The organism is Actinoplanes sp. NPDC049265 (genome assembly GCF_043197135.1).
In the GTDB taxonomy this organism is placed as follows: Bacteria; Actinomycetota; Actinomycetes; order Mycobacteriales; family Micromonosporaceae; genus Actinoplanes.
On sequence record NZ_JBICSP010000025.1, the window covers coordinates 1 to 22,175 of the forward strand.

Here is a 22,175-nt window from a genome sequence, read left to right on the forward strand (position 1 = left end):
GGGGGCAGCAACGGTGGGCGATGACCCGACGGATCCAGATGCCTCCGGCCCTAACGAGCCGGACAACAACAAGGGTCCACCAATGAGCAGCGGTCGGCACCACCCACTCGGCTACGACCAGGTTCTGACTTTGAAGCTCTTGATCCTGGTCGGTACGAACCCTCGGCGCCGGCGTCGCCGGAACTACGCGTCGATCTTGGCCATGACCTCGTCGGAGACGTCGAAGTTGGCGAAGATGTTCTGGACGTCGTCGCAGTCCTCGAGGACGTCGATCAGCTTGAGGACCTTGCGCGCCGCGTCCTCGTCGACCTCGACCGTCATGGTCGGGACCAGGGAGGACTCGGCCGAGTCGTAGTCGATGCCGGCGTCCTGCAGGGCCGTGCGCACCGCGACCAGGTCGGTCGGCTCGCTGACCACCTCGAACGAGTCGCCCAGGTCGTTGATCTCCTCGGCGCCGGCGTCGAGGACGGCCAGCATCAGGTCGTCCTCGGTGTTCGAGCCCTTGGGCACGAGCACCACGCCCTTGCGGTTGAACAGGTAGGACACGCTGCCGGCGTCGGCGAAGGTGCCGCCGTTGCGGGTCAGGGCGGTGCGGACCTCGGTGGCGGCGCGGTTGCGGTTGTCGGTCAGGCACTCGATCAGCAGGGCGACGCCGTTGGGGCCGTAGCCCTCATACATGATCGTCTGCCAGTCGGCCCCGCCGGCTTCGAGGCCGGAGCCGCGCTTGACCGCGTTGTTGATGTTGTCGTTGGGGACCGAGCTCTTCTTCGCCTTTTGGATGGCGTCGTAGAGGGTGGGGTTGCCGGCCGGGTCTCCGCCGCCGACCCGGGCCGCGACCTCGACGTTCTTGATCAGCTTGGCGAACATCTTGCCGCGCTTGGCGTCGATGACGGCCTTCTTGTGCTTGGTCGTCGCCCACTTGGAGTGGCCGGACATGCAAAACCTCCGCGTTATTGAGAAACCGCCATCTCGACGAAGTACCGGTGCACGCGAAGGTCTCCGGTCAACTCCGGGTGGAAAGCCGTGGCGAGCAGGTTGCCCTGCCGGACGGCGACAATCCTACCGGCGGCCGGGCCGGACGTGACGCGCCCCATCACTCGCACCTCTGGCCCCACCTGCTCGACCCAGGGCGCCCGGATGAAGACCGCCTCGAATGGCCCGCCCGAAATGTCGGAAATGTTGACCTGGCCCTCGAACGACTCGACCTGCCGGCCGAACGCGTTACGGCGCACCGTCATGTCGATGCCGTCGAAGGTCTCCTGATCGGGCCGCCCGTCCAGGACGCGGGACGCCAGCATGATCATCCCGGCGCAGGAACCGTACACCGGCATCCCGTCGGCGATGCGCTTGCGGATCGGCTCCAGCAGCCCGAACTCGATCGCCAGCTTGCTCATCACGGTCGACTCGCCGCCGGGTATCACCAGCGCGTCGACCGCGGCCAGCTCCTCCGGCCGGCGCACCGGGCCTGCGGCCACATCGTCCGCCGTCAGCGCCCGGATGTGCTCCCGGAAGGAACCCTGCAGCGCCAGCACTCCGATCTTCAACGTCATCCCGCCCATGCTCATCCGGTGATCGCGCTGCGCAGGGTGCACGCCGCTACCTCTGCACGCACGGCGTGATACCGCGATTCCGGAGAAGCACGGACGCGGACTCCGGTCGCACCGTCGGCCCATGATCTTGAATGTTTCCCTGGTGCCGCTCTATTGCCTCGACCAGGCGTGATGCGCGACAACACCGGCGCGTGGGTCGTCCTGGTCGAGAAACCCGAATAGTCACCAGCCGCGTTCGGCCAGCCGGTGCGGCTGCGGCACGTCCTCGACGTTGATGCCGACCATGGCCTCGCCGAGCCCGCGGGACACCTTGGCGATCATCTCGGGGTCGTCGTGGAACGTGGTGGCCTTGACGATCGCGGCGGCGCGCTGGGCCGGATTGCCGGACTTGAAGATGCCCGAGCCGACGAAGACGCCCTCGGCGCCGAGCTGCATCATCATGGCCGCGTCGGCCGGCGTGGCGATGCCGCCCGCGGTGAACAGCACGACCGGCAGCCGACCGGCCTCGGCGACCTCCTTGACCAGCTCGTACGGCGCCTGCAGCTCCTTGGCCGCGACGTAGAGCTCGTCTTCCGGCAGGTTCTGCAGGCGGCGGATCTCCTGCCGGATCTGGCGCATGTGGGTGGTGGCGTTGGAGACGTCGCCGGTGCCGGCCTCACCCTTCGAGCGGATCATGGCCGCGCCCTCGGTGATCCGGCGCAGCGCCTCGCCCAGGTTGGTCGCCCCGCACACGAACGGGACGGTGAACGCCCACTTGTCGATGTGGTTGGCGTAGTCGGCCGGGGTCAGCACCTCGGACTCGTCCACGTAGTCGACGCCGAGCGACTGCAGCACCTGGGCCTCGACGAAGTGGCCGATCCGGGCCTTGGCCATCACCGGGATGGAGACGGCGGCGATGATGCCGTCGATCATGTCGGGGTCGCTCATCCGGGACACCCCGCCCTGGGCGCGGATGTCGGCGGGAACCCGTTCCAGGGCCATCACGGCGACCGCCCCGGCGTCCTCGGCGATCTTCGCCTGCTCCGGGGTGACCACGTCCATGATCACACCGCCCTTGAGCATCTCGGCCATGCCGCGCTTGACCCGGGCGGTGCCCACGGCCGGCTGCTGCGTCGTGGATGCTGCGCTCTCGGACACTGGTGCCGCTCCTCACGCTCGTCGGTCTGCGTGATGGAGCTTATGAGCGGCGAGCGGGGTCCAGCGAGGGCCAATCGAGGGGCAGGTGGCCTGCGATGATCAGGCCGCTTCGACGGCGGCGGGCTCGCTGCGCTGGGCGATCAGCAGCTCGGTCAGCTCGGGCAGGGCCGGCTCGACGATGTCGAAGTACGCCGGTCGCGGATAGCGCCGGGCCAGGCCGAACACCCGGACGACGGGACGACGGCGGGCACGCAGGGCGTCCCGGACGGTGTCGGTGTGCACCTGCCGGGCCAGGGTGACCCGGCGGCTGGTGGCCACCAGCGCGCGGGTGGCCGGGTCGGCGGCGGTCAGCGGGACGGAGGCCAGTTGCCGGGACAGGTCGTTCTCGGCCTCCTCCCGGTCGTCCGGTGCCGCGTCGAGGGCCAGGCGCGCGGCGGCGTAGAGCTCGACGTGACCGGCGTGCTCGGCGACCACCGCGGCGGCGGCCGCCCGGCGGAGCAGATGCTGGTCGAGGGCCCGGCCGGCCGAGGCGGCGCGGATGTGCACCCGCTGGACGCGGTGGGCGGTCCACCAGAGGTACGCGGCCAGCACCACGACCACGACCAGCACACCCAGCACTTCACGCATGCGGGAATGGTAGTGCCGATTGGTTTCGGAGAGTCACATGCCGGGGCGTGGTTCCGACCACTCCACGTCCATCACCCGGCCGTCGGTGGCCTCGATCGCCGCGGCATACACCTCGAGTACCCGTCCGGCTACGCTCGGCCAGTCGAACGCCGCCACCGCCGTGGCCGCGGCCGCCGCCAGCCGGTCGCGTCGCGCCGGATCGTCGAGGAGCGCGCCCAGCCGCTCGGTGAGCGCGTCCGCGTCCCCGGTCGGGAAGAGCTCGCCGGCCCGGCCGCCGTCCAGCACCCGGCGGAAGGCGTCCAGGTCACTCGCGGCGATCGCAGCCCCGGCGGCCATGGCCTCGGTCAGGATCATCCCGAAGGACTCACCGCCCGTGTTCGGCGCCACATAGATGTCTACGCTGCGTAACATCCGGGCCTTGTCTGCCTCGCTGACCAGGCCGAGGAACGTCACCCGGTCGCGCAGGTCGGCCGGGAACAGGTCGTACAGGTCGGAGCGGTCACCGGGGCCGGCCACCAGCAGCCGCAGCTCCGGCCGTTCCCGGGCCAGGCGGACGAACGCCGTACGCAGGATCGGGAAGCCCTTGCGGGACTCGGTGAACCGGCCCAGGAAACCGAGCGCGCCGCCGGTGCCGGGCCAGCCGGGCAGCGGCTCGGCCCGGTTGAACTTGGCCACCGCCACGCCGTTGGGGATCTCCACCGCGCCGCCGCCCAGATGTTCCACCTGCACCTTGCGGGCGAGCTCACTGACCGCGATGCGCGCGGTGATCTTTTCCATCACCAGCTGCAACATGCCCTGAGCGGCCGACATCGCCCGGGACCGGATGATCGCGGTGTGGAAGGTAGCCACCACCGGGCCGCGGGTGTGCAGCACGGCCAGCATGGACAGGCTGAGCGCGAACGGCTCGTGCACGTGCAGCACGTCGAAGTCGCCGCGGGACAGCCAGCGCCGCACCCGCGCCGACGACACCGGGCCGAACGAGATGCGGGCCACCGACCCGTTGTACGGGAACGGGAGCGCCCGGCCGGCCGGCACCACGTATGGCGGGTGGTCGGCGTCCTCGTCCGCCGGGGCCAGCACCGACACCTCGTGGCCCAGCCCGATCAGCGCCTCGGCCAGGTCGACGATGTGGTTCTGCACGCCGCCGGGCACGTCGAACGAGTACGGCGAGACGATCCCGATACGCACGCCACACCCCTCACAACCACAGCTTCTGCAGCATGTGCCAATCCTGCGGGTGGGCCGCGATCCCGATCGCATAGGCGTCGGCCAGCCGCTGGGTGACCAGCATGACGCGTTCGGCCAGGGTGCCCTCGGCCGGGCCGGGCAGCTCGATGCGCCGCAGTTCACCCATCACCCGCCCCGGCTCGAACCAGAGGTCGGCGGCGTACAGCGGGGCCCTGGTGCGGAGCGCGAGCAGCGCCGGACCGGCCGGCATCCGGGCCCGCCCGCCGAAGAACTCCACCTCGATGCCACGCGCGGACAGGTCGCGGTCGCTGAGCAGCGCCACCGCCCAGCCCTGCTCGGCCCGCTCGGCCAGCACGTCGATCGGCGCCCGGGCCGCGCCGGTGAGCGGGATGACCTCCATGCCGAGCGCCTCGCGATAGACCACGAACTGCTCGAACACCGCTTCCGGCTTGAGCCGCTCGGCCACCGTGACCAGCCGGTAGCCCCGGGCTGTGACCCAGGCCGCGGCGGCGTCCCAGTTGGCCAGGTGCGGCAGCGCCAGGATCGCCCCGTTGCCCTCGTCCAGCACCTTTTCCAGCTCACCGGCCGGTTCCAGGTGGAAACCGGCCAGGTGCTCGGCCTGGCTGCGGGAGGGGAGGCGGAAGGCCTCTAGCCAATATCGGGCGTACGAGCGGAGTCCGTCGCGTACCAACGTCTCGTCGAAGGCCGGACCCGCCACCTGCTGAAGGTTGCGACGCAGCCGCTGGGTCCCCCGCCCGTTCTTGCGCCAGACGCGGTCGGCGGCCACCGTGAACAGCCGCGCCGCCACCGGCCGGGGCAGCGCCCGGACCAGCCGCCAGCCCGCGGCGAAGCCCAGCCCGGTCAGCCTGTCGCTCACGCGGCGGGCGCCTTGGTGTCCGACCGGGCGGCGTGGATCAGCCGCTGGAACACGGTGACGGCGCTGAGCACGGCCAGCAGCCAGAGCGCCGCCGGCAGCCCCCAGTCGAGCCCGAAGCCGCTCAGCAGGCCGCCGACGCCGACCAGGATCAGCCGCTCGGCCCGCTCGGCCAGGCCGACGTCGGCATCCAGGCCCAGGCTCTGGGCGCGGGCCTTCACGTACGACACGACCTGGCCCAGGGCCAGGCTGATGACCGCGGCGACCATGCCGTTGTATGGGTTGTGCTCACCGAACAGGTACCAGAAGACGGCGCCGAACACGGCCGCGTCGGCGAGCCGGTCCATCGACGAGTCGAGGAGCGCCCCGAACGTGCCGGCCGGCCCGCGCATCCGCGCCATGGTGCCGTCGAGCACGTCGGTGAGCGCGAAGAAGGTGACGACCAACGCACCCGCTACCAGATGGCCGCGGGCGCCGAGCGCCAGAGCCCCCACGACCGCGCCGACGGTGCCCGCTACGGTGACCGCGTTGGGCGAGACCCCGGAACGCAGGAGGAAGCGGGCGATCGGGTCGGCGGCATGCGCGAGAACGAGGCGGGCGGGGACGCTGAAGATCTTTGCCATGGCGGACACCACTGTATCGGCGCACCGAACAGGGCGCATCGGCCCTGGGTCTGATGACTACAGGGGGTTGCGGGCCGCGTACCGGGGGGTGTGGGATCTCACAATACCGTCGTAACACCCGGGAAACGGAGGTGCGCTCGCATGGCGCAGAAGACTTCGGACAAGGGGGTCACCGGCGCCGCTGCGCCGGTGGTGACCGAGCCCGGCAGGGTTCGCAACGTGGTGCTGGTGGGCCATTCCGGTTCCGGGAAGACGACACTGGTCGAGGCCCTGCTGGCGGCCACGTCGACGATCCCCCGGGCCGGCACGGTGGCCGACGGCACCACTGTCACCGACCACGACCCGGCAGCCGTGCGGCAGCAACGGTCGGTGGCACTGTCGTGTGCTCCGCTCGTACACAACGGTGTCAAGATCAACCTCCTCGACACCCCCGGGTACGCCGACTTCGTCGGTGAGCTGCGCGCCGGCCTGCGGGCCGCGGACGCCGCGCTCTTCGTCGTCTCGGCCGTCGACGGGGTGGACGCCGCCACCACCGCGCTCTGGTCCGAGTGCGCCGCCGTCGGCCTGCCCCGCGCGGTGGCGATCACCCGGCTCGACCACCCACGGGCCGACTTCGACCAGACGCTGGCCGACTGCCAGGACGCGTTCGGCGAGAACGTGATGACGATCTACCGCCCGATGCTGGGCGACGACGGCGCCTCCATCGCCGGCCTGCTCGGGCTGGTCACGATGCGGGTGCTCGACTACTCGGCCGGTTACCCGCCCACCGAGGGCCAGGCCGAGCAGGCCCATCTCGCGCCGGTCGAAGAGGACCGCAACCAGCTGATCGAGGGCATCATCGCCGAGAGCGAGGACGAGTCCCTGATGGACCGTTACCTCGGCGGCGATCCGGTCGGCCCCGAGGTGCTGGTCCCCGACCTGGAAAAGGCCGTGGCCCGCGGCCACTTCTACCCGGTCATCCCGGTCTGCGCGGCCACCGGTGTCGGCCTCGACGCGCTGCTCGACGGCCTGGTCTCCGGCGCGCCCTCACCGCTGGAACACGACCTGCCCACCGTCACCGGCGTCGACGGCTCACCCAAGCCACCGCTCACCTGCGACCCGGACGGCCCGCTGGTCGCCGAGGTCGTCAAGACCACCATCGACCGCCACGTCGGCCGGGTCTCGCTGGTCCGGGTCTTCTCCGGCACGCTGACCCCCGAGACCGTGGTGCACGTGTCCGGCCACGGCATGGCCGAACGCGGCCACCCCGACCACGACGCCGACGAGCGGGTCGCCCACATCTACTCCCCGCTGGGCGCGCAGCTGCGCGAGATTCCGTCCTGCATCGCCGGTGACCTCTGCGCGATCACCAAGTCGGGCAGCGCCGAGACCGGCGACACGCTCTCCGGCAAGGACGAGCCGATGCTGATGGAGCCGTGGCGGATGCCCGAGCCGTTGCTGCCCATCGCGGTCGTGGCCAAGTCCCGCTCCGACGAGGACGCCCTGGCCAAGAACCTGGCCCGGCTGGTCGCCGGCGACCCCACGCTGCGGCTGGAACGCAACGCCGACACCCACCAGCTGGTCCTCTGGTGCATGGGCGAGTCGCACGCCGAGGTGGTCCTCGACCGGCTCCGGGCCGGCGGTGTCGAGCTGGACACCGAGCCGGTCAAGGTCTCCCTGCGCGAGACGTTCGGCAGCGGCGCCAAGGGCCACGGCCGGCACGTCAAGCAGAGCGGCGGCCACGGCCAATACGCGGTCTGCGACATCGAGGTCGAGCCGCTTCCCCGCGGGTCCGGCTTCCAGTTCGCCGACAAGGTGGTCGGCGGCTCGGTACCGCACAACTACATCCCGTCGGTCGAAAAGGGTGTCCGGGCCCAGCTGGAGAGGGGCATCGTCGCCGGCTACCCGGTGGTCGACCTCAAGGTGACGCTCTACGACGGCAAGGCGCACAGCGTCGACTCGTCCGACGCCGCGTTCCAGACCGCCGGGGCGCTGGCCCTCAAGGAGGCGGCCGCGGCGGCCGAGGTCGTGCTGCTCGAGCCGGTCGACGAGGTCGTGGTCCGGGTCCCGGACGAATACGTCGGCGCGGTGATGAGCGACCTTTCCGGCCGGCGGGGCCGGCCGCTCGGGTCGGAGGCGGACGAGAGCGGGGAATACAGCCTGGTGCGGGCCGAGGTGCCGGCCACTGAGCTGATCCGGTACGCGGTGGAGCTGCGCGCCCTCTCCTCCGGCGCCGGGACCTTCAGCCGCACGTACGCCCGCCATGAGCCGATGCCGTCCCATCTGGCCGACACGATCCGTAAGGAGCACGCCGCCCGGTAGCCCGCGCCGTCCGGCCGTTTGGGTGAACGAAACTGTTTCGTTTCGTGCAGGCTTGACGGCAGCCGGCCCGATCACCCAACCACGAGCCGCCAGCCGCCAGGTGAACGAAACTGTTTCGTTTCGCGCGGGCCTGACGACGGCCGGCATCGGTCAGGCCGCGACCGGCTGGTCCTCGGCCGGCAGTTTCAGAGCGTTGGCCGCCACGAAGATGGGCTTGGTGGCGGACGCGATGATCTGCTTGTTCCAGGGGTTGAGGTGCAGGGTGCGCATCGCGTAGTTCCGCATGGCGATGCTGAACCGGCCGCCCGGCACCATCTGACCGGCCATCTTCCGGCCGACCTCGATGTTGCGGTCGGTGTACGGCCGCAGCGTGCCCTCGTACTCGGCGAAGGCGGCGGCGGTGTCCTCGTGCCGCGCCAGCGCCCGGGCCAGCACGTACGCCCCGCACAGAGCCGTGCTGGTGCCCTGCCCCGAGGCCGGCGACGGGCAGAACGCGGCGTCCCCGAGCAGCACCACGCGACCGGCCGACCAGCGGGGCAGGTCGACCTGGCTGAGACTGTCGACGAAGAAGTCGTCGGCCATCGACTCCAGGATCCGCGGGATCTGCCAGCCGTCCCCGGCGAACTCGGCCGCCACCCGCTCACGCGTGACCTCGGCCCGCGGCAGTTCCGGCGACGCGAACACCAGCCCCACCTTGGCCGGGTCGTCCGGCCCGGTGCTGTATAGGAACGCCATCCGCCCGGGCACGGCCCAGAACACCTCTTCGCGGTCCAGCCGCAGGTCGTTGGGCATGGTCGCGAACGACAGGTAGGCGCCCAGGTGCCGTAGCGGCGCGTCCAGCCCGGCCATCCGCCGGGTCGCCGAGTGCAGCCCGTCGGCCCCCACGATCACGTCGAATCGGCGGCTCAGCCCACTCTCGAAGGTCACCTCCCCGGAGGACGAGATCGAGGCGATGGCGTCGCCGTAGATGAACTCGGTCACCGGCGCCGCCGCGTCGGCCAGGATCCGGACCAGGTCGCCGCGCATCACCTCGATGTCGTCGCCGCGCCGGCCCATCAGCAGGTCGGCGTCGACGGCGGCCACCTTGCCGCCGCTCTTTGTCACGTAGGTGACCTGCCGCATGCCGGTGTCCCGGGCCCGGGCCGCGCAGTAGACGCCGGTTCGCTTGAGCACCTCGATCGCCGTCCCGCGGACGTCCACCTTGTACCCGCCCTCGCGCAGCGCGGGGGCCCGCTCGACGATCGTCGGCCGCAGGCCGTGCCGGCCCAGCCAGTACGCCAGGAGGGGACCCGCCACGCCGGCCCCCGAGATCAGCACCTCTCGGTTCCTCATGCGGCTTACTATACAAACGTCTTACACGCTTGTATAGATGCGAGGATGGCGACCATGGGGCATCGCGAGGATCTGCTGGCCGGCGCGCGCCAGTGCCTGTACGAGAAGGGCTACGCCCGCACCACCGCGCGCGACATCGTGGCCGTCTCCGGCACCAACCTGGGCTCGATCGGCTACCACTACGGGTCGACCAAGGCCCTGATGAACGCGGCCATGCTGAGCGCGGTCGACGAGTGGGGGCAGAAGATCACCGCCGCCCTGATCGACGACCTGAGCGACTCCGGCGACGATCAGCTGGTCCGGCTGTGGCGGCGGATCATCAGCACAGCCCGGGCCGACCGGGAGCTCTTCATGGCCACGGTCGAGGCCATGGTCCAGGCGGAACACGCGCCGGAGCTGCGGGAGCAGATGGCCGGCGGCATCCAGCAGGGCCGCTCCGGAATGGCGGCGATGATCCTTCAGCAGCCCGAGGAGACGCTCGACGCCGAGACGATCGGGACGCTCGGGTCGGTGCAGATGGCGCTGATGTCGGGCGTGCTCATCCAGCACATGACCGACCCGGCCAACGCGCCGACGGCCGAGCAGGTGGTCGCCGGGATCAGGGCGCTGGCGTCGACCAAGCCTTAGCCAGCAGGTCGCGGGTGTCGCTGAGCAGCATGACCATCGTCTTGGTGCGGCCGATGACCGGCATGAAATTGCTGTCGCCGCCCCACCGCGGCACCACGTGCTGGTGCAGATGAGCGGCGATGCCCGCACCGGCCACCGCACCCTGGTTCATGCCCAGGTTGAAGCCGTGCGGGCTGCTCGCCGCGCGGATCGTCACCATCGCCTTGCGGGTGAAGGCAGCCAGCTCGGCCGTCTCCTCGTCGGTCAGCTCGGTGTAGTCGGCCACGTGCCGGTAGGGGCAGATCAGCAGGTGGCCCGGGTTGTACGGGTACAGGTTGAGGATCGCGTACACGGTCGTGCCGCGCGCGACGATGTGGTTGTCCTCGTCGGGGTGCGCCGGCGCGTCGCAGAACGGACAGCCCGGCGGCTGGCCCGAGCCGGTGACATAGGCCATCCGGTGCGGGGTCCACAGCCGCTCGAGACCGTCCGGTTCGGTCATGACGCCGACGGACCGGTGTTCACCCGGCTGCGGACGACCTCGGTGACGTGCGCGATCGCCTCGGCCAGCGGGACCCCGTTGCGCTGTGACCCGTCGCGGTAGCGGAACGACACCGTGCCGGCGGCCACGTCGTCGTCGCCGGCGATCACCATGAACGGGATCTTCTGCTGCTGGGCGGTGCGGATCTTCTTTTGCATCCGGTCGTCGGAGTAGTCGACCTCGGCCCGGATGCCCTCCTTCTTGAGATCGGTGACGAACGACGTCAGGTAGTCGGCGTGGTCGTCGCGGATCGGGATGCCGACCACCTGCACCGGGGCCAGCCAGGCCGGGAACGCGCCCGCGTAGTGCTCGGTGAGCACGCCGAAGAACCGCTCGATCGAGCCGAACAGCGCGCGGTGGATCATCACCGGGCGCTCCCGGCCGCCGCTGGCCGCGCTGTATTCCAGGCCGAACCGCTCGGGCAGGTTGAAGTCGACCTGGATGGTCGACATCTGCCAGGTGCGGCCGATCGCGTCCTTGGCCTGCACGCTGATCTTGGGGCCGTAGAACGCCGCGCCGCCCGGGTCGGGCACCAGCTCGAGCCCGGAGTCCTCGGCCGCCGACCGCAGCGCCTCGGTGGCCTTCTCCCAGTTCTCGTCGGTACCGACCGACTTCTCGGGGTTGCGGGTGGACAGCTCCAGGTAGAAGTCGGGCAGGCCGTAGTCGCGGAGCAGGTCGAGCACGAACTGCAGCAGCGACTTGAGCTCGCCCGCCATCTGCTCCTCGGTGCAGAAGATGTGGGCGTCGTCCTGCGTCATGCCGCGGACCCGGGTCAGCCCGTGCACCACGCCGGACTTCTCGTAGCGGTAGACCGTGCCGAACTCGAACATCCGCAGCGGCAGCTCGCGGTAGGAGCGTCCGCGGGACCGGAAGATCAGGTCGTGGAACGGGCAGTTCATCGGCTTGAGGTAATACGTGGCCCCTTCCATCTCCATGGGCGGGAACATGCCGTCCGCGTACCAGCCGAGGTGGCCGGAGGTCTCGAACAGGTCCGCCTTGGTGATGTGCGGGGTGTTGACGAACGAGTAGCCCGCCTGCTCGTGCTTGAGGCGCGAGTAGTTCTCCATCTCGCGGCGGATGATGCCGCCCTTGGGATGGAAGACAGCCAGGCCCGAGCCGATCTCGTCCGGGAAGGAGAACAGGTCGAGGTCCGCGCCGAGCTTGCGGTGGTCGCGCTTGGCCGCCTCCTCGAGCAGGCGCAGGTATTCCTTCTGCGCGTCGCGGGTCGGCCAGGCGGTGCCGTAGATCCGCTGCAGCTGCGGGTTCTTCTCGCTGCCGCGCCAGTAGGCGGCGGCGCTGCGCATCAGCTTGACCGCCGGGATGAGCCGGGTCGACGGCAAGTGCGGGCCGCGGCACAGGTCGCCCCAGATGCGGTGGCCGTCCTTGGGGTCGAGGTTGTCGTAGGTGGTCAGCTCACCCCCGCCGACCTCCATGACCTCGGCCGGGTCGACCTCTCCCTTGATGTCGACCAGCTCGAGCTTGTAGGGCTCGTCGGCCAGCTCGACCTTGGCCTCGTCGAGGCTCCCGTACACCCGGCGCTTGAAGGTCTGGCCCTGCTTGATGATCTCCAGCATGCGCTTCTCGAGCTTCGCGAGATCTTCGGGTACGAACGGCTTGGCGACGTCGAAGTCGTAGTAGAACCCGTTCTCGATGGGCGGGCCGATGCCCAGCTTGGCCTCGGGGAACGTGTCCTGTACGGCCTGGGCGAGCACGTGCGCGGCCGAGTGGCGCAGCACGTTGAGCCCGTCCGGTTCGTCCAGGGCCACCGGCGTGACCTCGGTGTCGAGCTCGGGCACCCAGTCGAGGTCGCGCAGCCGCCCGCCCGGGTCGCGGACCACGACGATCGCCTTGGGCCCGTTCGCTGGGAGCCCCGCCGTAGTCACCGCGTCGCCCGCGGTAGTACCGGCCGGAACGACGAGTGGAGCTGACACGGTGGTTCTCCTTCGGCGGGACGCGTGGAATCGTCCCCGATGCTATCCGTCGGCCGCGTCGTCCCGGGGAGCGGCTCGCATCCGGCCGCGGGTCGCCTGCAGGGCGGCCAGGAGCTGCAGCCGGTCGGCGTCCGGGCTGCCCGGCTCGACCGTGTAGACCAGCATCACCGGGCCGGGGCCGCCCGGCAGCGGGTAGGTGTCCCAGCCCAGCACGATGTCGCCGACCTCCGGGATGCGGAAGGTCTTGGTGCCGCTGACCGACGCGCGCACATCGTGCCGTTCCCACAGCCGGCGGAACTCCGCGCTGCGGATGCTCAGCTCGCCGACGATCGCGGTCGCCCGCGGATGCGTCGGGTCGGTCGCGACCGCGCTCCGCATCATGCCGATGTACTCCAGCGCCTGCCGCTCCCAGTCGACGCAACTGCGCTGGTTGGTCAGCGAGTCGTCGAACATCAGCAGCAGCATGTTGAGCCGATCGGCCGGGTAGTCACCCGGGTCGCCCAGCAGCACCTCGGCCATCGGGTTCCAGGCCAGCAGGTCGAGGTGGCGGCCGAGGACGACGGCCGGGGTGTTCAGCACCCGCAGCATGCGCCGGGTCCGCTCGGGCACTGTTTCCGGGCCGCGGTCCAGGTGGGCCGGCACCGGGCGGCGGGCGGCCTGGGCCAGCGTGAACAGGTGGCGGCGTTCCTCCTCGTCCAGGGCGAGGGCGCCGGCCAGCGCGTCCAGGACGTCGTCGGACGGGCGTACCTCCCGGCCCTGCTCCATCCGCTGGTAGTAGTCGGTGCTCAGACCGGCCAGCAGGGCCAGTTCCTCGCGGCGCAGCCCGGCCACCTTGCGCCGGCCGCCCGGTTCCAGGCCGACGTCCTCCGGACGCAGCCGGTCGCGGCGGGCACGCAGGAAATCGCCGAGCTCACGGGCGTACGGATGGGTCATGCCACCAGTGTGCCGCCGGGCCGGACCGGGTGGGTAGGTCTCGTATTCCTAGGGAAGCGGGCACGAGTGGAGCGGGCCGGAACCGGCCTAGCGTCACCCCCATGACCTACGAAATCCCTGATCAGCACGGCCGCGTGGCGGTCGTGACCGGCGCCAACTCGGGCCTCGGCCGGGTCACCGCGACCGAGCTGGCCCGGCACGGCGCGCACGTCGTGCTGGCCGTCCGCAACCTGGCCGCCGGGGCCGAGGCGGCCCGGGCCATCGGCGGTGACGTCGAGGTGCGTGAGCTCGATCTGGCCTCACTGGACTCGGTACGCGACTTCGCCACCAAGCTGGCCGTCGACCACCCGGTGATCGACCTGCTGGTCAACAACGCCGGCCTGGTCCTGCTCGGCCCCCGCCGGACCACCGCCGACGGCTTCGAGATGCAGCTCGGCACCAACATGCTGGGGCATTTCGCGCTGACCGGCCGGCTGCTCGGCGCCCTCGCACCGACCGCACGGGTGGTCAGCCTCAGCTCGATCACCCACAAGTCCGCCCACCTGGACTTCGACGATCTGATGTACGAGCGGGACTACCGGGCCAGCGCCGCCTACGGCCGGTCCAAGCTCGCCACCACCGTCTTCGGCGTCGAGCTGGACCGCCGGCTGCGGGCCGCCGGGTCGGCGGTGCTGAGCGTGCTGGCCCACCCCGGCCTGACCCGCACCAACCTGACCCCGCGGGCCTGGGAGCACCGGCCCCGGATCGGGCGGCTGGCGGCCTGGGCCGGCCTGCTCGTCACCCAGTCGGTCGAGCGGGGCACGGAGCCGCAGCTGCGCGCCGCGACCGCGCCGGGCGTCCGCGGTGGCCAGTTCTTCGGGCCGACCGGGCTCGGCGAGACGCGCGGGCGGGTCGGCGAGGCGCGGCTCAGCCGGGAGGCCGCCGACCCGGCCGTCGGGCGCCGGCTCTGGGCTGCCGCCGAGGACCTGACCGGCGTCCGCTACGCGCTCTGAAGAACCCGGCCGGGCAAGGGCTCGCGGGTGGTCAGCCCGGCCGGGATGCCGTCGACCGCGAGGGCCCGGCGGGAATCCACCAACCGAGTGAAAGACATGGTCAACGCCAAAACAGCCGACCGCGCCGGCGAGCAGGGCCACCCCGGTCACCAGCAGAAGCCGGATCGCCTGGCCGGCGAACCAGTCGACCGGCCAGGCCAGCACCACGACCACCCCCGCGGCCAGCACGATCAGGGTGGCCGGCCAGAAGATCGCATGGTGCGGGGCGCCGGCCGGTGGTGGGCCGTGCCATTCCCGCAGCCGTCTCGTCCGGACGATCCGGACGATAAGGTACGCGCCGACGGCGAACCCGGCCACGTTGGACGCGTCGGACAGCAGCCCCCACCACGGCGTACCCGGCCAGATCTCGGCGTCGAGCGCCGCGACACGACGTGGATGCGTGACCGCGTCCCAGCCCAGGTGGCTGGCCGCGCCGATCAGCGCCGACAGAACGGTCACGATCAACCGGTGCCGCACCGTGCCGAGCACGCCCAGATCGGCCACTCGCACGTGCACGGCGACGGCCGGCGCGGCCCAGCGGACCAGGCGGGTCAGCACCAGCGTCACCGGCAACGACCACCACACCAGGGCGGCGAGATTGTGGGTACGCGGGGAGACGCCCAGGCCGTACAGGGCGTAGGCCAGATCCGGTGCGACCGACCCGGTCACCAGGGCCACCCCGTCGAACCAGCGCGGTCGCCACAGCTTCAACGGGACGACGGCGATCGGATGCGTCGGAATCGTCAGCGGCATGATCGCGACCGTAGTGACGCCCCGCGGAGCGCCGGTGCCGGTCGTGCGGAGATCCGGTGAAGGTCTGTCAAGACCGCGAACGGAGGGAAATCCATCACTCTCAGTCATCAACAGATTCCGAAGCATCACGGTTTAGGCGTTGCTTGCCTTGGGCGCTACGGTCTTCGCATGGCCACGGTGTTGCTCGTCGAAGACGATCACGTCGTGCGCGGTGCGATGCTGCGGTCGCTGGCCGACCGGGGGCACGCCGTGCACGCCGTCGGCACGGCGCTCGACGCTCTGCGCCGGGTCGCCGCCGAAACCCCGGACCTGGTGGTGCTCGATCTCGGGCTGCCCGACCTGGACGGCTCGGACGCGCTGCGGATGTTGCGCGGCATCACCGACGTCCCGATCATCATCGCCACTGCCCGCGACGACGAGCAGACCGTGGTGCGGCTGCTGCGTTCCGGGGCCGACGACTACATGGTCAAGCCGTTCACCGGCGCGCACCTGGACGCCCGGATCACCACCGTGCTGCGCCGGGTCGGCCGGGCCAGCCGCACCGCGCAGCCGGCCGTACACGAAGTGGGTGAGCTGCGCGTCGACATCGGCGAGCGCAGCGCCAGCCTGGGCGACACCGCCCTGGCCCTGACCCGCAAGGAGTTCGACCTGCTGGCGTACCTCGCCGCCCGGCCCGGCCGGGTGGTGTCGCGTCGGGAGCTGCTGGAGGAGGTATGGCGACAGCCGTCAGTCGGCGAGGACCAGACGATCGACGTACATCTGTACTGGCTGCGGAGGAAACTGGGCGAATCAGCCGCGAAGCCTCGCTACCTGCGCACCGTGCGGGGAGTCGGATTCCGGTTGGTGGCGCCGGACTAAGGGCCCGCCTGGCCTGGGTCACCGCCGCCACCACGGGCGTCGCCGCCCTCGCCTTCCTCACTCCACTCGGCTGGGAGCTCCGCTCCGATCACCGAGACAACGCCATCGCCACCGCGGAACGGCGGAGTGCCACGGTGGCGGGCGCGCTCATCGCCGGTTCCAACCGCGGCGGCGTCAACGCGGCCGTGCAGGCGGCCGGCGGGCAGCTGACCGTGCACGCGCCGAACACCACGGCCGGCACCAGGGCGACCCCGGCCGACGTGACCCGGGCCGCCGCGGGCACCGAGCCGCTGCTGGTCGAGACCGACGACGGGCTGGTCCACCTGCGCCCGGTGCCGGTGGCGAAGCGTACCGCCGTGGTCGAGGTCTTCGTCCCGCGGAGCGAGCTGTCGGCGGGCACCGCGCGTGATCTGTGGACCCTGCTCGGCATCGCTTTGATCCTGGTGGCCGGCTCGGTGATCGTGGTCGACCGGCTGGCCCGGGGCGCGGTGTCGTCGGCCCGCAACCTGGTCCAGGCTGCGCTCCGGGTCGGCGGCGGCGATCTGGGCGTACGCATCCAGCCGTCCGGTCCACGCGAACTGGCCGAGGCCGGGTACGCCTTCAACCGGATGGCCGACCGCCTGGTCACCTCGCGCACCAGCGAGCGCGAGATGGTCGCCGACCTGTCCCACCGGCTGCGGACGCCACTGACCGCGCTTCGCCTGGACGCCGAGGCGCTCGACCCGGACGACACCCAGATCGGCCAGTTCTCCGCGGCCGAGCTGGACCGCCGGCGCGGCATCCGGCGGATCCGGGTGGCCATCGCCACGCTCGAGGGCGAGGTCGACGATCTGATCACCACCACCCGTAAGGCGGTCGCCAAGCAGGTGGCGTCCGCACCCGAGGTGGGCATGTGCGACGCCGCCGAGGTGGTCCGCGAGCGCATGTCGTTCTGGTCGGCCCTGGCCGGCGACCAGAACCGTCAGTTCCAGGTGGTCGGGGCCAGCACCCGGGTGCCGGTGCCGGTGGCCCGGCCCGAGCTGGCCGCCGCGCTGGACGCGGTGCTGGGCAACGTCTTCCGCTACACCCCGCAGGGCACCGCGTTCGAGATCGGGCTGTCCCGGCGGGACGGCTGGGTGGCGCTGCGGGTGGACGACGCCGGCCCGGGCATCCCGGACCCGGAACGGGCGATGCGGCGCGGCGAGAGCGACCAGGGCTCGACCGGCCTGGGGCTGGACATCGCACGGCGGGCGGCCCAGTCCACCGGCGGCTCGGTCAGCCTGGACCGGGCGGCGCTGGGCGGGGCCAGCGTGGTGATGTTGCTGGCCGATGCCGAGGCACCCCCGAAACAGGCGAGCCGTTTCGGTCTGATAGGAAGACTGGCCCGCGAACGCGACACCATCCGGAGGCGCCGGTCGCATTGATCGGGCCCAGTGACCCCCCAGCACTCGGACGGTAGATCTTTTGCTTAGGTCTGTATTAAAGGCGTTCCGCTCGCGCTCGCGGGCTGACACGCTTCTCACCGATCCCATCCGGCTCGCCGGTCCGTCGCACGCATCACGTCCCCGCAGTCAGGATCGGCGTAGCCACCGCGCGGTGGGAGGCGGAAACCCCATATCCTCCTCCCACCGCGCACCCGCCGCCCACCGAGGAGAGGCCCCGTTGTCCGCGCACCGACGGAATGCGCTGCGCGGTGCGAGCCTGCGGTGGTTGCCCAAGCGGATACGCAAACACATCTTCCCGATCACTGTCGGTGCGGCGGTGATCGGCATGGCCGCGGTCGCCGGACCGAGCATGATCCAGGCCGGGCGCTCCGGTGACGGGTCCGGCCAGGGGCAGCGGATCCGGCTGGCCAGCCTGCCGCGGGACCAACCGGCGCAAGGGCTGATCTACAAGGATCTGCGTCCGGCCGGCGAGGGGTCGGTCTGCGCCGGCGCGTACGCACTGGACGAGCTGACGTGTACGCACGGCCCCGACCCGGCACCGGCCGGCCTGGCCGTGCGCCGCGGGGTGGCGCCGGTGACGGCCAAGGCGCCCGAGCCGGTCTCTCCCAGCCGCGAGCAAAGCAAGACCCCGCAGGACGCCGAGATCGTCCGTGACCTGGGCGGGAGCCTGCTCGCCGCGGGCAAGCCGGCGCTGCTGCCGGACGCCGCTCCGGGCGACGCCGACTTCGTGATGGGCACCCATGACGTGGCCTGCGCCGGCGACGGGCGGGACGGCAACCGCGTCCAGGTGGTCTACGTGCACGCGCTGGGCACGCCCAGCCGCTACACCGACTTCGTCGGCTCGATCCGGGTCTGGGCGGCCGGGGTGGACGCGATCTACGACTCGTCGGCCGGTGAGACCGGCGGTTCCCGGCACATCCGGTACGTGACCACGCCGTCCTGCCGCGTCGACGTGGCCGAGGTGCAGGTGCCGGTGCACGGGCTGGACACGTTCCCGCAGACCGTCCAGGCGCTCAAGGAACTCGGCTACAACCGCACCGACCGCAAGTACCTGCTGTTCGCCGACGCCACCCGGTACTGCGGGATCAGCACGTTCGTGGCCGACGACCGGGCCGGCTCGGGCAACCGCAACAACGGCGGCCCGTCGTACGCCCGGGTCGACTCGGGCTGCTGGAGCACCGTGGCGGCGGCGCAGCAGCTCACCCGCGCGTTCGGTGCCACCCTGCTGAACTCGCCCAACTCGTCCGGCGGGGGCAGCTGCACCGACGACTTCGACCTGCTCTGCCACGCCGACCGCTCCGGGACGCCGCTGCGCCAGCGCTGCCCCAGAAAGAACGAGATCCGGCTGGACTGCGGGCACGACGACTACTTCAGCACCAACCCGCCGCGGGACAGCTGGCTGGCCAAGAACTGGAACGTGGCCCAGAGCGAGTTCCTGCTGCGCGGCGACGGCGGCGACGACGTGCCGGACGCGCCGGGCTCGGTGCCGGGCGAGCCGGCGGCGCCGGAGGACGACCCGACGGTACGGCCGTCCACGCCGGGCGGTGGCGACGCCTCGGACGGTGGCGGGGACGCGGTGCCGCCTCCATCCTCCGGTGCGGCGCAGAACGCGCCGGCCAAGGCGGTGCAGGCCGCGGCCGCTCCGGCCCAGGCGTTCGTCGAGGTACGCGACGCGACCAACAACTCGGTCCGCCTGACCTGGGGCGCGGCCGCACCGGACGCGACGTACCAGGTGGCCGTGGACGGCGTGACGATCGCGACCACGAAGGCGACCCGGGCCGGTCTGATCGGGTTGCGCCCGGACACCGCGTACCAGGTGGCGATCAGCAGCACCGCGCAGAACTATCAGGCCAAGGCGTCGGCCCGGACGCTGCCGGTGGCCCGGCCGACCCAGAACTCCTGGTTCGTCCTGGAGAACGCGCTGACCGGCGGGGCCGCCGACCTCTACGCGGCGCGTACGGCCAACGGCACGGCCATCACTCTGAGTGGCTCGGACGGCGACGCCCAGCAGCAGTGGATGCTCGTGCCGGCCGGTGGCAACTCGTTCTCGTTGAAGTCGCGGGCGACCGAGAAGTGCGCGATGCCGCTGGGCGGCAACCCGGTGGCCGGCGCTCCGGTGGTCCAGTCCGATTGTGCGGGGGCGGCCACGGGCCTGTGGACGCTGCGCCAGTCGGCGTACGGTTTCTCGCTGCGCAGCGTCTCCGGCGACTTCGTCCTCGGGGTGGGCGGGCAGCGGTTCGGCGCGCAACGCGTGCTGGTGCTCCAGAACGGCAACGACTCACGGCACCAGAGCTGGGCGGCCGTGCCGGGCTGACCGGCACGGGCACCTCGGACCCGGCGGCCGGCCGGGGGAAGGAGACGGACGCAGATGAAGACCGATGTGTGGGTGGAGCCTCCGGTCGACGAGGAGGAGCCGCCGGCCCGATTCAACCGGCGGCGGCTGATCCGCTGGGCCGTCGTGCTGACCCTCGGCATCCTCGCGGTGCTGGCGATCTGGCAGGAGCCGCTCTACGCGCTCAAGTACTGAGCGGTGTAGTCGTCGATCTCGGCGGCCAGCCGGGCGCGGCCGTCGGCGGGGAGGAACGACGCCTCGACGGCGGCCCGGGCCAGCCCGGCCACCCCGGACTCGTCCAGGTCGAGCAGCCGGGCGGCCACCGCGTACTCCTGCTCGATGGTGGTGCCGAACATCGGCGGGTCGTCGGAGTTGACCGTGACCGGAACACCGGCCGCGACCAGCGCCGGCAGCGGGTGCTCGGCCAGGTCGGCGACCGCCCGGGTCCGCACGTTGGAGGTCGGGCACACCTCCAGCGGGATGCGGTTCTCGGCCAGGTACGCCATCAGTTCCGGGTCCTGGGCGGCCGAGATGCCGTGCCCGATCCGCTCGGCGCCGAGGTCACGCAGCGCAGCCCAGATGGTCTCGGGACCGGTGGTCTCGCCGGCGTGCGGGACGCTGTGCAACCCGGCCGCACGGGCCTCGTCGAAGTACGGCTTGAACTGCGGCCGGGGTACGCCCACCTCGGGCCCGCCGAGGCCGAAACTGATCAGGCCGTCGGGCTGTTCCGCCAGCGCCACGCGCAGCGTCTCCTCGGCGGCGGGCAGTCCGGCCTCGCCCGGGATGTCGAAGCACCAGCGCAGCTCGACCCCGAACTCCTTGGCGGCCGCGGACCGGGCGTCCTCGATCGCCTCGCAGAACGCCGGCGCCGGGATGCCGCGGCGGACGTGTGAATACGGCGTGATCGTCAGCTCGGCGTAGCGCACCTGGCCTCGGCCCAGTTCCCGGGCCACCTCGTAGGTCAGCATCCGCACGTCCTCGGCGTCCCGGATCAGGTCGACGACGCTGAGGTAGACCTGGATGAAGTGGCCGAAGTCGCGGAAGGCGAAGTAGTCGGCCAGTGCCGCCGGGTCGGCCGGAACGGGCGAGGAGCCCTCGTGCCGGGCGGCCAGCTCGGCCACGATCCGGGGCGAGGCCGACCCGACGTGGTGCACGTGCAGCTCGGCCTTGGGCAGACCGGCGATGAAGGCGGTCAGGTCACTCACGACGTCTCCTCAACTCAGTGGCAGGCCCGCGCGGTGTCCGGGCCCGGATGCCGCCCCCGCCTACCACTACGAACGACAGTGGTAGGCGGGGGCGGCGTTCCGGGCCCGGACACCGCCCGGGGCTACCTCTGCGGGGTCTGGGCCACCACGAAGACGCGGCGGAACGGGAAGGCCACGCGGCCGTCGCGCGCCGGGTAGGCGTCGGCCAGCCGGGCGGCCAGGTCACCGCGGAAATCCTGCCACGCCGCGTCGTCCAGCCGCGCCCGGACCGGCCGGAGCGCGGTGCCCTCCATCCAGCGCAACACCGGATGCTCCGGCCCCTCGACCGGCAGCAGGTGCAAGTAGGTCGTCTCCCACGCGTCGACGGGACCGGGAAAGAGCGCGGCGTACCCGGCCGGGTCGAGCACCGGCGCCTCCCGCAGCACGTCGCCCAGGCCGTAGCCGGCACCGACCTCGCGCAGCGCCCGGTGCGAGGGCGCGTCGAAGTTGCCCGGCACCTGCATCGCGATCCACGCTCCGGCCGGCAGCTCGCCGGCCCACCGGGTCAGCAAGGCCGGATGCCCGGGCACCCACTGCAGCGTCGCGTTGGTCACCAGCACGTCGACATCCGGCCCGGGCCGCCACTCCCGCACGTCGCCCAGCGCGGCGTCGACGATCTCCCGCGCCCGGGCGACCATCTCCGGTGAGGAGTCGACGCCGGTCACCCGCGCCCCCGGCCAGCGCTCGCGCAGGGAACCGGTCAGCGTGCCCGGGCCGCAGCCCAGATCCACCACCGCGCGCGGCCGCCCGGCGCCGACCCGGGCCACGAGATCGAAGAACGGGCGGGAGCGCTCATCGCCGTACCGCTGATAGATCGCCGGGTCCCACACAGCGCAACCCCCAAACCGTACGTACGTCTTGCAAAACCCTAGCACCGCGGGCGATAGGCTCGC

The 22,175-nt window shown here is 71.6% G+C and carries 20 protein-coding genes and 1 pseudogene; 7 read left to right on the top strand and 14 right to left on the bottom strand.

Annotation, left to right across the window (positions count from 1 at the left end):
* Window positions 1–183: 183 nt before the first annotated feature.
* The 7 genes from ACGFIO_RS38405 to pgsA form a co-directional block, all read right to left on the bottom strand.
* Window positions 184–936, bottom strand: a complete 753-nt coding sequence (locus tag ACGFIO_RS38405) for a YebC/PmpR family DNA-binding transcriptional regulator (RefSeq protein ID WP_392834685.1) — start codon at window positions 934–936, stop codon at window positions 184–186.
* A gap of 14 nt (window positions 937–950) precedes the next feature.
* On the bottom strand, window positions 951–1,550 hold the full coding sequence (pdxT, locus tag ACGFIO_RS38410; protein ID WP_392834688.1) for a pyridoxal 5'-phosphate synthase glutaminase subunit PdxT: 600 nt from the start codon (window positions 1,548–1,550) through the stop codon (window positions 951–953).
* Window positions 1,551–1,772: 222 nt separating this feature from the next.
* The gene (pdxS, locus tag ACGFIO_RS38415) at window positions 1,773–2,687 is read right to left on the bottom strand and encodes a pyridoxal 5'-phosphate synthase lyase subunit PdxS (protein WP_392834690.1); all 915 of its coding nucleotides are present in this window, start codon (window positions 2,685–2,687) and stop codon (window positions 1,773–1,775) included.
* A gap of 99 nt (window positions 2,688–2,786) precedes the next feature.
* Window positions 2,787–3,314 carry a hypothetical protein gene (locus ACGFIO_RS38420; protein WP_392834692.1) on the bottom strand — a complete coding sequence of 176 codons (528 nt, stop codon included), beginning with the start codon at window positions 3,312–3,314 and terminating at the stop codon, window positions 2,787–2,789.
* A 33-nt stretch (window positions 3,315–3,347) separates the two neighbouring features.
* Window positions 3,348–4,502 (bottom strand): glycosyltransferase family 4 protein, encoded by a 1,155-nt coding sequence (locus tag ACGFIO_RS38425; RefSeq protein WP_392834694.1) that lies wholly within the window; start codon window positions 4,500–4,502, stop codon window positions 3,348–3,350.
* A 10-nt stretch (window positions 4,503–4,512) separates the two neighbouring features.
* Window positions 4,513–5,379, bottom strand: coding sequence for a phosphatidylinositol mannoside acyltransferase (locus ACGFIO_RS38430; RefSeq protein WP_392834696.1), 867 nt, complete (start codon window positions 5,377–5,379; stop codon window positions 4,513–4,515).
* Window positions 5,376–5,999, bottom strand: coding sequence for a phosphatidylinositol phosphate synthase (gene pgsA / locus ACGFIO_RS38435; protein ID WP_392834698.1), 624 nt, complete (start codon window positions 5,997–5,999; stop codon window positions 5,376–5,378). Before pgsA ends, ACGFIO_RS38430 begins: the two co-directional genes overlap by 4 nt.
* 141 nt (window positions 6,000–6,140) lie before the next feature.
* Here pgsA and ACGFIO_RS38440 point away from each other — a divergent pair, with 141 nt between their 5' ends.
* Window positions 6,141–8,300 (top strand): elongation factor G-like protein EF-G2, encoded by a 2,160-nt coding sequence (locus tag ACGFIO_RS38440; protein WP_392834699.1) that lies wholly within the window; start codon window positions 6,141–6,143, stop codon window positions 8,298–8,300.
* Window positions 8,301–8,450: 150 nt separating this feature from the next.
* Here the strand turns inward: ACGFIO_RS38440 and ACGFIO_RS38445 are convergent, their stop codons facing one another.
* Window positions 8,451–9,632 carry an FAD-dependent monooxygenase gene (locus ACGFIO_RS38445; protein WP_392834702.1) on the bottom strand — a complete coding sequence of 394 codons (1,182 nt, stop codon included), beginning with the start codon at window positions 9,630–9,632 and terminating at the stop codon, window positions 8,451–8,453.
* Between the two features lie 54 nt (window positions 9,633–9,686).
* Between ACGFIO_RS38445 and ACGFIO_RS38450 the strand changes: the two genes are divergently transcribed.
* Window positions 9,687–10,259: a TetR/AcrR family transcriptional regulator gene (locus ACGFIO_RS38450; protein WP_392834704.1), complete on the top strand. Its 573-nt coding sequence runs from the start codon at window positions 9,687–9,689 to the stop codon at window positions 10,257–10,259.
* Here ACGFIO_RS38450 and ACGFIO_RS38455 read toward each other — a convergent pair.
* From ACGFIO_RS38455 to ACGFIO_RS38465, 3 genes are read right to left on the bottom strand one after another with little or no spacing between them, the layout of a single operon-like run.
* On the bottom strand, window positions 10,231–10,737 hold the full coding sequence (locus tag ACGFIO_RS38455) for an HIT family protein (protein WP_392834706.1): 507 nt from the start codon (window positions 10,735–10,737) through the stop codon (window positions 10,231–10,233). The genes ACGFIO_RS38450 and ACGFIO_RS38455 overlap by 29 nt on opposite strands.
* Window positions 10,734–12,707 carry a threonine--tRNA ligase gene (gene thrS, locus ACGFIO_RS38460; RefSeq protein ID WP_392834708.1) on the bottom strand — a complete coding sequence of 658 codons (1,974 nt, stop codon included), beginning with the start codon at window positions 12,705–12,707 and terminating at the stop codon, window positions 10,734–10,736. Before thrS ends, ACGFIO_RS38455 begins: the two co-directional genes overlap by 4 nt.
* Window positions 12,708–12,749: 42 nt before the next feature.
* A complete protein-coding gene (locus tag ACGFIO_RS38465; protein ID WP_392834710.1) occupies window positions 12,750–13,640 on the bottom strand; it encodes a helix-turn-helix transcriptional regulator in 891 nt (296 codons plus the stop codon).
* A 101-nt stretch (window positions 13,641–13,741) separates the two neighbouring features.
* Between ACGFIO_RS38465 and ACGFIO_RS38470 the strand changes: the two genes are divergently transcribed.
* Window positions 13,742–14,632 (top strand): oxidoreductase, encoded by an 891-nt coding sequence (locus ACGFIO_RS38470; RefSeq protein WP_392834712.1) that lies wholly within the window; start codon window positions 13,742–13,744, stop codon window positions 14,630–14,632.
* 135 nt (window positions 14,633–14,767) lie between these two features.
* On the opposite strand, the pseudogene ACGFIO_RS38475 reads toward ACGFIO_RS38470, so the two are convergent.
* A pseudogene (locus ACGFIO_RS38475) lies at window positions 14,768–15,550 on the bottom strand (DUF4184 family protein); the annotation flags it as partial.
* Between the two features lie 42 nt (window positions 15,551–15,592).
* On the opposite strand from ACGFIO_RS38475, the gene ACGFIO_RS38480 reads away from it, so the two are divergent.
* The 4 genes from ACGFIO_RS38480 (at window position 15,593) to ACGFIO_RS38495 (ending at window position 20,233) form a co-directional block, all read left to right on the top strand.
* Entirely contained in the window at window positions 15,593–16,282 is a 690-nt protein-coding gene (locus ACGFIO_RS38480; protein WP_392834715.1) for a response regulator transcription factor, read from the top strand.
* An 8-nt stretch (window positions 16,283–16,290) separates the two neighbouring features.
* The gene (locus ACGFIO_RS38485) at window positions 16,291–17,685 is read left to right on the top strand and encodes an ATP-binding protein (protein WP_392834902.1); all 1,395 of its coding nucleotides are present in this window, start codon (window positions 16,291–16,293) and stop codon (window positions 17,683–17,685) included.
* Window positions 17,686–17,971: 286 nt separating this feature from the next.
* Window positions 17,972–20,020: an RICIN domain-containing protein gene (locus ACGFIO_RS38490; protein WP_392834718.1), complete on the top strand. Its 2,049-nt coding sequence runs from the start codon at window positions 17,972–17,974 to the stop codon at window positions 20,018–20,020.
* Window positions 20,021–20,074: 54 nt separating this feature from the next.
* Window positions 20,075–20,233 carry a hypothetical protein gene (locus ACGFIO_RS38495; RefSeq protein WP_392834721.1) on the top strand — a complete coding sequence of 53 codons (159 nt, stop codon included), beginning with the start codon at window positions 20,075–20,077 and terminating at the stop codon, window positions 20,231–20,233.
* On the opposite strand, the gene ACGFIO_RS38500 is transcribed toward ACGFIO_RS38495, so the two are convergent.
* The gene (locus ACGFIO_RS38500; protein WP_392834723.1) at window positions 20,215–21,243 is read right to left on the bottom strand and encodes an adenosine deaminase; all 1,029 of its coding nucleotides are present in this window, start codon (window positions 21,241–21,243) and stop codon (window positions 20,215–20,217) included. The two genes, ACGFIO_RS38495 and ACGFIO_RS38500, sit on opposite strands and share 19 nt — an antisense overlap.
* A gap of 122 nt (window positions 21,244–21,365) precedes the next feature.
* Window positions 21,366–22,112, bottom strand: coding sequence for a trans-aconitate 2-methyltransferase (locus ACGFIO_RS38505; protein WP_392834726.1), 747 nt, complete (start codon window positions 22,110–22,112; stop codon window positions 21,366–21,368).
* Window positions 22,113–22,175: the final 63 nt, after the last annotated feature.

Coding starts and splice junctions, on each gene's coding strand:
- ACGFIO_RS38405 (WP_392834685.1), bottom strand. CDS start 936: ATGTCCGGCCACTCCAAGTGGGCGACGACCAAGCACAAGAAGGCCGTC.
- pdxT (WP_392834688.1), bottom strand. CDS start 1,550: ATGACGTTGAAGATCGGAGTGCTGGCGCTGCAGGGTTCCTTCCGGGAG.
- ACGFIO_RS38420 (WP_392834692.1), bottom strand. CDS start 3,314: ATGCGTGAAGTGCTGGGTGTGCTGGTCGTGGTCGTGGTGCTGGCCGCG.
- pgsA (WP_392834698.1), bottom strand. CDS start 5,999: ATGGCAAAGATCTTCAGCGTCCCCGCCCGCCTCGTTCTCGCGCATGCC.
- ACGFIO_RS38440 (WP_392834699.1), top strand. CDS start 6,141: ATGGCGCAGAAGACTTCGGACAAGGGGGTCACCGGCGCCGCTGCGCCG.
- ACGFIO_RS38445 (WP_392834702.1), bottom strand. CDS start 9,632: ATGAGGAACCGAGAGGTGCTGATCTCGGGGGCCGGCGTGGCGGGTCCC.
- ACGFIO_RS38450 (WP_392834704.1), top strand. CDS start 9,687: ATGGGGCATCGCGAGGATCTGCTGGCCGGCGCGCGCCAGTGCCTGTAC.
- ACGFIO_RS38455 (WP_392834706.1), bottom strand. CDS start 10,737: ATGACCGAACCGGACGGTCTCGAGCGGCTGTGGACCCCGCACCGGATG.
- ACGFIO_RS38465 (WP_392834710.1), bottom strand. CDS start 13,640: ATGACCCATCCGTACGCCCGTGAGCTCGGCGATTTCCTGCGTGCCCGC.
- ACGFIO_RS38470 (WP_392834712.1), top strand. CDS start 13,742: ATGACCTACGAAATCCCTGATCAGCACGGCCGCGTGGCGGTCGTGACC.
- ACGFIO_RS38480 (WP_392834715.1), top strand. CDS start 15,593: ATGGCCACGGTGTTGCTCGTCGAAGACGATCACGTCGTGCGCGGTGCG.
- ACGFIO_RS38495 (WP_392834721.1), top strand. CDS start 20,075: ATGAAGACCGATGTGTGGGTGGAGCCTCCGGTCGACGAGGAGGAGCCG.